This window comes from Sphingobacterium sp. BS-2, from assembly GCF_046161205.1.
Lineage (GTDB): Bacteria > Bacteroidota > Bacteroidia > Sphingobacteriales > Sphingobacteriaceae > Sphingobacterium > Sphingobacterium mizutaii.
In genome coordinates this window covers 481,646-494,015 of record NZ_JBIXGO010000021.1, presented here as the reverse complement: position 1 = coordinate 494,015, position 12,370 = coordinate 481,646, and the positions used below count along the sequence as shown (strand labels likewise).

Genomic DNA, 12,370 nt, shown 5'->3' with positions numbered 1-12,370 from the left:
GTATTTCCTTTATGTGCATAAAGTCCGGTTACTATAACTAGACTTTCTTTTTCCGTCCTCAGCAACTGTCGGCAATACATTCCATCATTGGCGACTTTTCCGTAAAACAGAATTTTAAGGTTTCAACACTACCTTTACGCAATCATCCTCTTTTTCGTTAAAAATCCTATAGCCATGCTCAGCTTCAGTAAGAGGGAGCGTATGCGTGATAATATCATCCAAAACTACCTTATCTTCGCTGACTAGATTAATTAGTTTATGTATGTAATTCAAAACAGGTGCTTGCCCCTGCTTTATGGTGATACCTTTATCAAAAATCCTGAAAAGTGGAAAATTATCATATGGCGAACCATAAACTCCCATGATAGAAACGGTGCCCATCCTTCTGACAGCTTCAAAGCACATCTCCAATACTTTAATTGATTCCTTTTCAAAATTGATGGTTGCTTTGACTTTATCCATAAAATTTCGTTCCGGCTCGAACCCTACTGCATCTACACAGACATCAGCACCAATTCCTTCAGTCATTTCACGGATTGCTTGAATGACATCTACTTTGTGAGGATTTAAGGTTTCAACATTATTGGCTACTTTAGCTTTATCTAACCTATAGTCCAGAGGGTCAATCGCTATGACCCGACCGGCACCATTAAGCCAAGCTGCCTTTTGAGCCATCAATCCTACAGGACCCGATCCAAAGATCGCAACAGTTTCGCAAACTTTCAGGCTTGCCCAATCAATTGCGGACCAACCTGTAGGAAAAATATCGGTTAGAAACAGAGCCTGTTCATCGGTGAGGTAATCGAGAATAACCCGCGGGATGATATCGGCATAAGGAACCCTTACGTACTCAGCTTGTCCGCCAGAACTGTTAGACGATAAAAAGTGAGTTTGGACTCAATTAATAAATCTAAAAATGAATTGTTAAGGGAAGCAAGATCCCAGGAGCTTGAAGGCAATACAAACGATGCTATAAAAGGTTACAACCTGGTTATAAGCAAAGACCCATTAAATGCAGCAGCATATAACCGGTTAATGATACTATATCGAAGGCTGAAAGATTATAGAAACGAAAAGGCCATTATAAAACAGGCAATTGGAGCATATGAAAAGGAGATTAGGGACGATCAGCGGTCATGGAAGAAAGCACATAATAAATCTGCCCGGATAAGTTTGAGCCTGGCTCAATCTATGGGTCTTCTCACCGATAAAGGTTTCCCTGTTTATGAAGAACCTCAGATCATCACATGGAGGAAACGTTTGGATATCGTTCAGAAGAAAATCAAGGCTCCAGCAAAGTCACAAAAGAAGGGAGCGAAGGCGGAAAAGTAAGTTTAAAGATTTTAGAGGTGTTTTTTTGTGTATAACTCTTGTCTGGAATTGTTTTTCTTACTGGAAGACTTTCTGTCTTCCGGTATAATAGGTGGTTCGACCTTTAACTTTTGTCTGCAGGATCTTATTTCCATGCTGGTCAGTTTCCAGCTCTTTGTTATGAACCTTCATAAAGTCCCTTACTTCGCCACTGATAATATCTGGATACTCTTTTAAAATATTATGTTCGGCCTAGGAGCACTTGGCTAATTGCCTTTAAGAGATCGGAAATTTGCTTTTCTGGTATTTTATTAGCGATAGAGACCGGCGATATGCCAGCAGCGTGGAGAATTTCGTCAGCATAAGCATTGCCTATACCGCCGATAAGGTTTTGATCCATTAAAAACGTCTTTATTTTGGCCTTACTTTGATGCAGAAGCCGTTGTAATGCTTTTGATGTAAGGTCAGATGAAAGAGCATCAATTGCCTTCCCTGGAGCAGGGTTTATTTCGATGTTGGCCATTTTCTGAAAATCAGTGAGGGAAAGAGTCTTCCCGTTTTCAAATTTTAAAGACAATAAGGCATATTTAGGTATTTGATCTTCTGAATAAACCAGCTTACCATGTAGCATCAGATGCATAGATAAGATAGCATCTTTTCCAAAATCAAAGAATAGCTTTTTCCCTTCTCTGTAAACTCTGATAAGTCTTTTCCCTTCTAATTTTTGAAGGATATTTTCGCTGATCTTTATTTTTTGGTAATTGTGGATAGTAGCGACTTGAAGCGCCTTACCTTTAAGCATCTTTGTCAGGTTTTTACTAAATACCTGTAAGTCTGGCAATTCTGGCATATCTCTTCTATTTAACTTTTCTTTTGTAATAAAAAACGAATTTTCGATCTACCTGTTTTTGGATGCTATCAACTTTCTCTTTTTTCCAAAATATTCTCTTTTTTAGGCCGGTAGTTATGGATATATCCTCTTCAGTGACCTCTTCCAGTAATTCATTTGCGATTTCGATAGCTTTTTCACGTATCCGGACAGGTTGATTTATTTTTATGTTGATGGGTAGTTCCAGTTATATCAAGGCATAAAATGCTCATTTTTATTAGTAAACAACTCATGAGGGGCAATGGTTCTGCTGGATATTCTTTACTCAAGATATCATATCAATTTTGAAAACCTTGACAATACTTTGAAACGAGATTTCATTGGTTTTTCCTATATACAGGATATAATTAAAACAAATTATGGCAACTTCCCATTCCAGATAGTATCAAAACTGTAGAGGTGGTTTAGTACATATATGCCGAAATCCCAATATCGCTAAATGCTTAAAAAATTTTGGCACGAAGCAGTTATCGATAGTGAGTAAGTGGTCTTTAATGCAGAAGTGAACGCTTGAGTGTTTAAGGTTGTAAAAGTAAAAGGCATTGGATGTTTTATTTATTATCGTGGCCTTGACTTGTTGTAATTGGATAGCAGTGATTTGATGTGTTTGTCGATCTTAAGGCCCATGCGCTTTCATGACGGGCGGGGTACACGGCCAGTGACCCTCATTGTGCTGGCCATATTTATCAGTTTAGGGTCTGTAGTGGTCCTATGTTCCAGTTTAGAGACCTTCATGATTTTCCGAACACCCAAGGCCGAAAAGCACCTTCAGGTTGGGGCGATGCAGATTGTGATGGTTGGAATAGTAGGCATAAATAGCGAAAAGACAATACTTTCTTTACAAGGTAATTTTTTCTCGAGCTCAGAAACTTAAATGTGGAGCATATTAGGCAGATGCGACAGGATCATTTAGATGTTGATGTAACGCTAAGTTCTGATTTATGAGGGACCAGGTGTGGTCGGTTCCTCCATTATTTCCCACATAATATGGTTGCGTGAGTATTTATGGAGGCCTAGGGAACGTGAGCTCAAAGCGGTTAGCTGGAGTGTAAACGTGCAAGGGACGGCATACGGTAAAATTGGTTAGCTCCCTCAGGATCTCGTGATGATGCGTCGAAGTCAAGTTTTTTACTAGTGCGCATATTTTTTTACTTGGATTCATTGATCTTTTTTTCTCCATTTAGGGTCCGCGGATCACCGGCTATATCTCCAAGAACCATTAAATCGTCCTTCCATGCTGTCGTTTGGCTTTTGTAGATAGGGTCGACCGGTGCAGGAGATCATGACGTGTTTACCCAGCTGGCTTGCCTGGTATTCTATCAGCAAACTATTTGGCCTCCCGGATTCTCCCGGTCCAGGGCTCAGATTGCTTGGTCACGGTATAATTGGGCCTCTCCGGTGAGAGGATTTGATGGGTAATCTGAGCGCCGGTACTGTTCAAATATCCAATTGGGAAATATATTTCGCAGTCTCTTGCCACTTTTGGCCATCCTGCATCCCCTTGTTGCGCGGAGGTCAGCATTTGGAGGCAGGTTATCTAAATTTTTCTGGTCATCCCGCCGCCGAACTGTAGTTGCAGGCAGGAATCAGACAAATTTCAGATTATGTTACTCGAAGTAGTTCTTTCTGGGGTGGTGAGACAAGGCTGCCAGGGCATGATGCATCAATGGTAGTCTCCAGGTTTTGTCCTATATACCTGTAGTTTCCTCCTCAAGTTCTTACGGATGGTGTGGATCCGGGTCTTTACGGTACCCTCCTTAATGTCAAAATAGGTAGCTATCTCATGATATTTGTAACCTTCAAGGTACATGCTTATCAGTGCATAGTTTTCTTTTGAGAGGGATCTAAGGGTTGTCTGGATATCGTCCATCACGAATTTAGATTCAGCATTATTACGGGAACTGCCATGATCGGCAACACGACTAGTGACTTCGCTTTCAACGTTCCGTCGGATGCCTTTTCTTCGGTATTGATTGTAATAGATGTTCTTCATGATGACGTATAGCCAAGAGATTAATTTCGGAGTGTCGACTAGGTTTTGCAGTGATTTGAGGGAACGAACGAAAGTCTCCTGGACCAGATCGTCTCTCTCTTCCGGGTCCTTTGTAAATTTGCATGCCAGGTTTTTTAAGATGGGGGTGCTTTCTTGAATTGCTGTATCGATGGATGATTTCATACTTCTTTGAGTTTATGATTGTGTGATAATATAACGAGCACCAAAGTAAAAAGTTTGTGACCGTAGGTGTGCTCATTTTGAATTAGGTATTTATTCCACCCGGGGGTATATTTGAAAAAAAGCATTTTTTGAAACTGTGAGGTTACATAATCTATTAATAGTCTACTATCAATATAGATTACTATAGTTGCCATAACAGGTATAAACCGCAATGTCCTGTGAAATTTTATTGGGATGATGCCGAATGTAGATTAAAAGCAGTCGTTGAAACCGGTAAAATGATAAAAAATATTAGGATGAGGTTTGTTTTCTTTACTCTGAGAGCGGAAGGACGCACCTTGATGTTTGCACTGTTTCTAGCCTATCAAAAGATGGGTTAACCTACAGTAATGATTACTGATTTAAATCTCCCAATGTAGTTAGAGCCTTAAAAATCCAGGTGGAGCACCCCGAAGAAAATCTGTAAGATGATTACGGGAATTTAGGCAAAAAAAATACGCCTGAAATATTCAAGCGTATATGTTAATGGCGTTTCGGGGAACGGATCTGCGTCCAATAAGACACCCTATCTGGACAGTGCCCTATAGACCAAAAGCAGCTTTCACTTGTTCTACAAAATCTAGCTTTTCCCAAGTGAAAAGATCGACTTCCATAGTTTTGGTTTCGCCATTCGAGTTTTCGAAGGTTTTGCTCACCGTTTTTGGTGTTCTACCCATGTGTCCATATGCTGCGGTTTCAGCGTAGATTGGGTTACGGAGACCTAATCGTGTTTCAATGCCGTAAGGGGTCATGTCGAACAGTTCAGCAATGATCTTGGCGATTTCCCCATCAGTTTTGTTCAACTTGCTGGTTCCGTAGGTATTCACATAGATACCCATAGGGTCCTTAACGCCGATAGCGTAAGAGATCTGTACCAGGATTTCGTCAGCCACACCAGCTGCCACCAAATTTTTGGCAATATGGCGTGTGGCGTAAGCTGCAGAACGGTCCACTTTGGATGGGTCTTTTCCAGAGAAAGCACCACCACCATGTGCACCTTTACCGCCGTAAGTATCGACGATGATCTTTCTGCCTGTCAAACCAGTGTCGCCATGAGGTCCGCCGATTACGAATTTTCCGGTAGGGTTGATGTGGAATTTGATCTTGTCCGTGAATAGGGCCTGTAACTCAGGTTTCAATTGTGCCTTCACACGAGGAACCAAGATGTTTTCAATATCGAATTGGATTTTCGCCTGCATTTCCTTTTCAGAAGCGAAGTCATCATGTTGCGTTGAGATCACGATGGTGTCGATGCGGACCGGTTTGTGGTTATCATCATATTCCAAGGTTACCTGTGATTTAGCATCAGGGCGAAGGTATTTGATTTCATTGTTTTCGCGTCTTAGAACTGCAAGTTCATATAATAGACGGTGGGAAAGGTCCAATGCCAGCGGCATATAGTTTTCGGTTTCGTTATTGGCGTAACCGAACATAATACCTTGGTCACCAGCGCCTTGTTCTTGTTTTGTGATACGATCCACGCCTTGGTTGATATCGGCGGATTGTTCGTGAATGGCCGAAAGGACTCCACAGGAATTCGCTTCGAACATATATTCGGATTTGGTATACCCGATCTTTTCGATAACCTGGCGAGTGATCTTTTGAACGTCCAAATAGATTTTGGACTTCACTTCACCTGCTAAAACCACCTGTCCAGTTGTAACTAAGGTTTCAATAGCTACGCGGGCATCTTCATCCCAAGCGAGGAAGTTGTCTATTAAAGCGTCCGAAATTTGGTCTGCGACTTTGTCAGGATGTCCTTCAGATACCGATTCGGAGGTAAATAAATATGCCATAAAAATAATAAACGTTTGAAGGGAATAGCAGGCAGTATGTGAAAAATCATTTGTCCCGAATGGTTTTAGCACTTTTTTACTGTGGTTGCAATCTCCCATTTACATTATGATAATGCTAAATGCAAATCAGTCCACATTTTGTGTGGCACAAAGCTACGATACTTTGCAATATTTAAAAAGTATTTCAACCAAATTATTATCTTTAGCGGAATTAAATGACGTAAATGAGAAAGAAGCGCATACTGTTTGTAATCAATCCAGTATCTGGTGGGAAGAAGAAAACAACGTTTAATAAACAGGTACTCGAAGTACTGGATTTAAACAGATTTGACCCGACGTTTAAGATTACCAATCACGCTAATCACGCCTATGAACTTGCTAAATCTGCGATAGATGAGCGGTATGATGCGGTCATTGCCGTAGGTGGCGATGGCACGATCAATGAAATAGGAACGGCCTTGGTCGGCAGTGATATTCCTTTGGGTATTGTGCCTGAAGGCTCGGGTAATGGATTGGCGCTCTATTTGGGTATCCCGATGAATGAGTCGGCTGCATTGCGCAGGATCAATAGATTTGAATCGGTGGGTATCGATTGCGGAAAGATCGGGAATCGCTGTTTCTTCAACATTGCTGGGATCGGTTTCGATGCTTCGGTTAGTGACCGATTTGCCTCCGAAACATTTAGAGGGCCGGTCGGATACCTCCGCACCATTATTAACGTTATTAGTAAATACAAGCCTAAAAAGTATATCCTGGACATTGATGGAAAGGTCTACGAGCGGGAAGCCTTCATGATTTCGGTCGCGAATTCACCGCAATATGGCAACAATGCCTACATTGCGCCGAATGCATCTATTAACGATGGGGTGCTGGATGTATGTATCGTTCATAAATTTCCGTTATATACGTTGCCGATGATGATCTTCCATCTATTCAACAAGACGGCAGATCAATCCGAGTATGTGGAGATCATACCGGGGAAGAAGATCTGCATCGAGCAGGAGGGAAAGGCGCCACTACATCTGGATGGCGAGCCGATGGATTTAGGGAACAAGATTGATATTGAAGTGCAGGGCAATGCCCTCAAGATTATTTGTTAGTTATGGCAAAACAAAAAAAACAAAGATTTGAGGGGATCGTTTATTCGACCTCGGATGATTTTGACTATACGGATTCGAATGAGTTCGAGGAAGCGGATACGCTTCCCAATGAGAAGCAGAAACTGAAGGTAGGCTTGGACAAGAAGCAGCGGAAGGGAAAGGTTGTGACGATGGTGACGGGATTTATAGGATCCAGTTCAGATTTGGAGGATTTAGCCCGTAAATTGAAGCAACGCTGTGGCGTTGGGGGGAGTGCTAGGGATGGGGAAATATTGATACAAGGTGATTTTAAAGAAAAAATTATACAATATTTAAGTTCAGAGAAGTACCAAGTTAAATCCTTTGGTGGCTAAACATTGAATTGTCCTGTAAAGGTTTAAAAAACAAAGAAATAATGGTGATTTGGTTAAAAAAGGTAGGCTTAAAGGCAAGGTGGATTGTAAGTAAACACTCACTTATTTTTATCATTTAACGATTTGATAATTTGCAATTCAAAAAAAAAATGGTTTTCATTGTAAAAAATATGGAATATTCAACCGTTATGTGATACGACAAAAGAAGCATTGATTTGAGAGCTGCTGAAGAACGTCAATGAGTAGGTAACACAGCCTAAAAGTTAAATAATCAGATATCTTCAAATTAATTTTGTTTTTAACAGAAAATGCTATATTTGTTTTGAATTAATGTAAAATAACGGCATTTAGCTTGCATTAAATTGAATTTAACTTAATAATTAAACAACAGTAAAAAATCTAAAAATTAGTAAAAAATGGCAAACGCACCAAAAACTACAACCCCAGCTAAACAAGAGAGTGGCAATGCGGGTAATCTATTTGCAAGTTTAGCAATTATCATTTGTCTAGTAATTGGTTTCTTGGTTTACAAGTTTGTGATGGGTGATCCTTCAAACTTTATCGATGAGAATCCAGCGAACCAACCAAAACCAGGTAACTATTACGGTATGGTTTACCATGCAGGATACGTAGTACCAGTTCTTCTTGGTTTATTCTTAATGGTATGGGTGTTTTCAATCGAGCGTCTTATCGTTATCGGTAAAGCGTCTGGAACAGGAAACGTAGGTAACTTCGTAAGAAAAGTACAAGGCTTATTGAGATCAGGTAACATTGATTCGGCTATCCAAGAGTGTGACAAACAAAAAGGTTCAGTAGCGAACGTTATCAAAGCTGGTCTTTTAAAATATAAAGATGTTGAAGCACATCCGGGATTAGATACAGAGAAGTCAGTATTAGCAATCCAAAAAGAAATTGAAGAGGCTACTACCTTAGAGATGCCAATGTTAGAGAAAAACCTAACGGTTATCGCAACCTTAGTATCTATCGGTACATTGACAGGTCTATTGGGTACAGTAACAGGTATGATTAAAGCGTTCTCGGCCTTAGCTACAGGTGGTGCACCAGATTCAGCAAAATTAGCAAACGGTATTTCTGAGGCCTTGATCAACACGGCTACAGGTATCGGTACATCAACAATCGCGATTATTTTCTACAACATCTTAACTTCTAAGATCGATACGTTAACATACTCTATTGACGAGGCTGGTTTCTCAATCGTACAAACATACGCTGCAAACCACAAATAAGAAGGTTCGAAAAAAAAGTTGAATTTATTTTATGCATTGTTCAACGTTTTCGCATCATTATTAAAAAAGAATTAGAGTGTTCACATTAAAGAAGTAAAGAAATGGGAAAAGCAAAAGTAAAAAGAGCCAGCACATCGATCGACATGACGGCGATGTGTGACGTGTCTTTCTTGCTTCTTACATTCTTCGTTTTGACAGCAACTGCACGTCAGCCAGAAGTAATGCCCGTAGACACCCCTGCATCCACTACGTTGGATAAATTACCGGACGATAACTTAGCCGTTATTACTGTAGGTAACCAAGGGAAAGTATTTTTTGGAGAGAAGAACCCTGAGGTTCGCGTAAAGACTCTTAAAAATATGTCTGCAAAATATGGTGTTGCGTTCTCAGAACAAGACTATGAGAAGTTTAAAGGACTAGATGAGTTTGGAGTACCTTTCAAGCAATTGCGTGCCCTACTTTCATTACCAAATGACAAACGTACTTTAGAGGTTCAGCCAGGTATCCCTGTGGATAGCACCGAAGAACTTTCAAACGAGTTGTATCATTGGGTTCAACAAGCTCGCTTGGCAACGGTGGAATTCAACCGTGACCAAGAGACCAAAGTGAAGAACTGGTCAGATCCAGGAGCGATGAAAGTAGCGATCAAAGCAGATGCTGAAGAAAAGTACGCGGTAATGAATTTGATTATTGAAACACTGAGAAACCAAAAACAAAACAAATTCTTCTTTGTTACGGGTTTACGTCAGGAAAAATAATAAGAGAAAATGGCAGAATTAAATCAAGACTCCGGCGGCGGCAAAAAAGGCGGCAAAGTTAGGTCGAAGAAAAATGGAGGTCGTGTAGATCTAACCGCGATGGTGGATCTAGCTTTCCTTCTGATTACTTTCTTCATGCTAACAACTTCCTTGAACAAGCCACAAGCCATGGATGTTAACATGCCTGATAAGAATAAGGACATGAATGAGAAAAATCCGGAGATTGAGATCGCGGATAACCGTTCCATCACCTTATTGCTGGGATCAGATAACAAGATCGCTTGGTATTACGGTCAATTAGCAAACCCAATCTCGGCACCCGCTGTAGTAGACTATAGCAAAGAGGGAATCAGAAAGATCGTCCTTGAGAAGAAAGCTCAGGTTCCGCAGGTGTCAGGAGGAAAAGACCTAATCGTCGTAATCCGTCCAAGTGACAGATCAGTACAACGTAACCTCGTTGATATACTAGATGAAATGAAAATCACTGATGTTAAACGTTTCATGATTTCGAAAATCAAACCTGAAGAAGTTGAGGTTTTGAAAACAAACGGAATCTATAACGAATAATTCATCAGACAAAAAGGAAAAAAATGATCGGTTCAAAATTAGATTTATTTAAGAAAGAATGGCTAGATGTCGTTTTCGAGAATAGAAATAAAGAGTACGGAGCATATGCACTGCGTAAATACGCGCCAAAAGCTACCAACATCGCTTTATTCTCAGTTTCGGCAGTAGTCCTTGCTTTCACGGCTGTAAAAGCCTTCGATATAAAGCTTTTTCCTGAGAAACCTGTTGAGGAAGTAGTAGAAGTCACTCCAGTTACTTTAGAGGATCTAGAGATCCCTGAACCACCTGAAGAAGAGGAACCACTACCTCAAGAGGAAGAGCCACCTCAACGTATCGCGGAGGAACCACCGGCGGAAGACCTAATCCGTTTCCCAGAGCCTAAGGTTGTTGATGCGAGACAAGTAAAAGAAGAGGTTGTTTCTCAAGAAGAGATCAAAGAGAAAAACGCTACTCCAGCGCGAATTACCCTGAAAGGTACCCCAGGTGCCTCAGGCGTTCCAACTGGGGAGTTCGGTCCGAAGAAAGTGGAAGGTGCTATCACCGGTAGTACAAAAGGAGTTGAGGACGGAGACGCTAACAAAGTCTATGACTTTGAGGCCGTTGAAGTTCCAGCATCTTACCCAGGAGGTATCAACGCATTCCGCCAGTTCGTGTCGACCACCCTCCAATATCCACAAGCTGCAATCGATGCAGGTGTGAAAGGTACAGTCGAGTTATCATTCGTGATCGACAGGACAGGTGCTTTGACGGATATTAAAGTGGTAAAAGACGTTTCTTACGGTACAGGTCAAGCAGCGATCACTGCATTGAAGAAATCAAAGAAATGGCAACCAGCTATCCAAAACGGTCGTCCGGTTCCAGTTCGTTATTCATTGCCAATTCGCTTAGACTTGTCGCAAATGTAATTCGGTATGTCGAATCATTCAACAAGAAATAATTTTAGACAGAAATCGCCCACACAGCGATTTCTGTCCATTTTAGGACTATTCATGTTCCTCTTTTATTTTGTGTTGGGATTATTGATCATCTTTTGGAGCGGGTTTCCAATCGAGATCGATCCAACCTATAAAAAGATCTTCGGGATACTCCTAATCGTCTATTCATTTATGCGTTTTGCCAGACTTTGGCAAAATAATTTCAGGAATTAATTAATCCTTGAGGCATTAAATCATTCTAAGTTAATATGAAGGGTAGATTATTGTATGTAATAGCGATACTCCTTGTCGTGGTTTCTGTAATTTCATGTTCACGAAATCGAAATGCAGGACAGGAAAATGCCGACAGTACGACAGCTGGCGCTGGTACCAATGATATTTTAACAGGAGAGCTTTCGGTCATCGTTGATGAAGCGGTGCTTCCGATCATGTTGGAACAGGTTGAAGTTTTCAAGACCTCTTATGTCAATGCAAACATCAAGTTGATTCCATTGCCGGAGCGTGAAGCCATCAATGCCTTGATCAAGGGCCAGGCTGATATCGCGATCTTGGGCAGGCTCTTGACCAAGGAAGAAAATGCAGGTTTCAGCAGCCGAAAAATTACGCCGCGGACTTTTCCTGCCTTCTATGATGGAGTGGTTTTTTTCAATAATTTGAGCGCTACAGATACTTCAATCAATATTCCGACGTTATCATCTTTATTGAAGGGTGATGCCAATTCCGGAAAACGTTTGGTCTTTGACAATGTGAATTCGAGCACTCTTCGACGAGTGAAAGAAATTGTAAAATTGTATAAAGTCTCAGGGCAATCTGTAAAAGGTATGAAGACCTCCAAGGAGGTTGTAGAAGAGGTATTAGCTGATGCAAACAGTATCGGTGTAATGTCCTATGGCCAATATTTAGATTGCGTTTCCCAATTTGGAGAAGAAAATAAAATTCGTATCTTAAGCCTTCAAAGTTTGAGGGACGGGAAAAACCCAGGTTTTTTTAAGCCTTCCCAGACCACATTTGCTACCGATGAATATGCTCTGAAGACAGAGTTTCATGTGTTGAATTATCAACCAAATTTGGGCTTGGGAATAGGATTTTCTGCTTTCCTGACAGGCGACCGTGGACAGCGGATTGTCCTTAAATATGGATTGTTGCCGGTCACGATGCCAGGACGAGAAATAATCATTCGAGAAGACAACATAAATTAG

General features: G+C 40.9%; 13 protein-coding genes. 8 read left to right on the top strand and 5 right to left on the bottom strand.

All coding sequences use genetic code 11. The features are described from left to right. Nucleotides 1-114 precede the first annotated feature (114 nt). Entirely contained in the window at nt 115-675 is a 561-nt protein-coding gene (locus ACK2WI_RS18275) for a zinc-binding dehydrogenase (RefSeq protein ID WP_409151890.1), read from the bottom strand. A 216-nt stretch (nt 676-891) separates the two neighbouring features. Here ACK2WI_RS18275 and ACK2WI_RS18270 point away from each other — a divergent pair, with 216 nt between their 5' ends. Next, nucleotides 892-1,332 carry a hypothetical protein gene (locus ACK2WI_RS18270; protein ID WP_409151889.1) on the top strand — a complete coding sequence of 147 codons (441 nt, stop codon included), beginning with the start codon at nt 892-894 and terminating at the stop codon, nt 1,330-1,332. Nucleotides 1,333-1,552: 220 nt separating this feature from the next. Here ACK2WI_RS18270 and ACK2WI_RS18265 read toward each other — a convergent pair whose 3' ends face one another. The 4 genes from ACK2WI_RS18265 to metK form a co-directional block, all read right to left on the bottom strand. Further along, complete coding sequence (locus ACK2WI_RS18265) at nt 1,553-2,161, bottom strand: DNA-formamidopyrimidine glycosylase family protein (protein ID WP_409151888.1); 609 nt, start codon at nt 2,159-2,161, stop codon at nt 1,553-1,555. Nucleotides 2,162-3,527: 1,366 nt separating this feature from the next. Continuing rightward, entirely contained in the window at nt 3,528-3,722 is a 195-nt protein-coding gene (locus ACK2WI_RS18260; protein ID WP_409151887.1) for a hypothetical protein, read from the bottom strand. 141 nt (nt 3,723-3,863) lie between these two features. Continuing rightward, entirely contained in the window at nt 3,864-4,376 is a 513-nt protein-coding gene (locus ACK2WI_RS18255; protein WP_409151886.1) for an RNA polymerase sigma factor, read from the bottom strand. A 581-nt stretch (nt 4,377-4,957) separates the two neighbouring features. Then, a complete protein-coding gene (metK, locus tag ACK2WI_RS18250; protein WP_409151885.1) occupies nt 4,958-6,211 on the bottom strand; it encodes a methionine adenosyltransferase in 1,254 nt (417 codons plus the stop codon). A 224-nt stretch (nt 6,212-6,435) separates the two neighbouring features. Here metK and ACK2WI_RS18245 point away from each other — a divergent pair, with 224 nt between their 5' ends. The 7 genes from ACK2WI_RS18245 (at nt 6,436) to ACK2WI_RS18215 (ending at nt 12,370) form a co-directional block, all read left to right on the top strand. Then, nucleotides 6,436-7,311 carry a diacylglycerol/lipid kinase family protein gene (locus ACK2WI_RS18245; RefSeq protein WP_409151884.1) on the top strand — a complete coding sequence of 292 codons (876 nt, stop codon included), beginning with the start codon at nt 6,436-6,438 and terminating at the stop codon, nt 7,309-7,311. Between the two features lie 2 nt (nt 7,312-7,313). Then, nucleotides 7,314-7,664 carry a translation initiation factor gene (locus tag ACK2WI_RS18240; protein WP_409151883.1) on the top strand — a complete coding sequence of 117 codons (351 nt, stop codon included), beginning with the start codon at nt 7,314-7,316 and terminating at the stop codon, nt 7,662-7,664. A gap of 416 nt (nt 7,665-8,080) precedes the next feature. Continuing rightward, nucleotides 8,081-8,911, top strand: coding sequence for a MotA/TolQ/ExbB proton channel family protein (locus ACK2WI_RS18235; RefSeq protein WP_093099604.1), 831 nt, complete (start codon nt 8,081-8,083; stop codon nt 8,909-8,911). Nucleotides 8,912-9,012: 101 nt separating this feature from the next. Continuing rightward, the gene (locus ACK2WI_RS18230) at nt 9,013-9,669 is read left to right on the top strand and encodes a biopolymer transporter ExbD (RefSeq protein WP_093099602.1); all 657 of its coding nucleotides are present in this window, start codon (nt 9,013-9,015) and stop codon (nt 9,667-9,669) included. 9 nt (nt 9,670-9,678) lie between these two features. Then, nucleotides 9,679-10,236 (top strand): biopolymer transporter ExbD, encoded by a 558-nt coding sequence (locus ACK2WI_RS18225; protein ID WP_093099600.1) that lies wholly within the window; start codon nt 9,679-9,681, stop codon nt 10,234-10,236. Between the two features lie 23 nt (nt 10,237-10,259). Further along, nucleotides 10,260-11,141: an energy transducer TonB gene (locus tag ACK2WI_RS18220; RefSeq protein WP_093099598.1), complete on the top strand. Its 882-nt coding sequence runs from the start codon at nt 10,260-10,262 to the stop codon at nt 11,139-11,141. Between the two features lie 278 nt (nt 11,142-11,419). Further along, a complete protein-coding gene (locus ACK2WI_RS18215) occupies nt 11,420-12,370 on the top strand; it encodes a PstS family phosphate ABC transporter substrate-binding protein (RefSeq protein WP_409151882.1) in 951 nt (316 codons plus the stop codon).

Bases quoted from the DNA above. Each gene is read 5' to 3' on its own strand.
- ACK2WI_RS18240 (WP_409151883.1), top strand. From the start codon at position 7,314: ATGGCAAAACAAAAAAAACAAAGATTTGAGGGGATCGTTTATTCGACC.
- ACK2WI_RS18265 (WP_409151888.1), bottom strand. From the start codon at position 2,161: ATGCCAGAATTGCCAGACTTACAGGTATTTAGTAAAAACCTGACAAAG.
- ACK2WI_RS18245 (WP_409151884.1), top strand. From the start codon at position 6,436: ATGAGAAAGAAGCGCATACTGTTTGTAATCAATCCAGTATCTGGTGGG.
- ACK2WI_RS18255 (WP_409151886.1), bottom strand. From the start codon at position 4,376: ATGAAATCATCCATCGATACAGCAATTCAAGAAAGCACCCCCATCTTA.
- ACK2WI_RS18230 (WP_093099602.1), top strand. From the start codon at position 9,013: ATGGGAAAAGCAAAAGTAAAAAGAGCCAGCACATCGATCGACATGACG.
- ACK2WI_RS18225 (WP_093099600.1), top strand. From the start codon at position 9,679: ATGGCAGAATTAAATCAAGACTCCGGCGGCGGCAAAAAAGGCGGCAAA.
- ACK2WI_RS18260 (WP_409151887.1), bottom strand. From the start codon at position 3,722: ATGCTGACCTCCGCGCAACAAGGGGATGCAGGATGGCCAAAAGTGGCA.
- ACK2WI_RS18220 (WP_093099598.1), top strand. From the start codon at position 10,260: ATGATCGGTTCAAAATTAGATTTATTTAAGAAAGAATGGCTAGATGTC.
- ACK2WI_RS18275 (WP_409151890.1), bottom strand. From the start codon at position 675: ATGGCTCAAAAGGCAGCTTGGCTTAATGGTGCCGGTCGGGTCATAGCG.
- ACK2WI_RS18235 (WP_093099604.1), top strand. From the start codon at position 8,081: ATGGCAAACGCACCAAAAACTACAACCCCAGCTAAACAAGAGAGTGGC.
- ACK2WI_RS18215 (WP_409151882.1), top strand. From the start codon at position 11,420: ATGAAGGGTAGATTATTGTATGTAATAGCGATACTCCTTGTCGTGGTT.
- metK (WP_409151885.1), bottom strand. From the start codon at position 6,211: ATGGCATATTTATTTACCTCCGAATCGGTATCTGAAGGACATCCTGAC.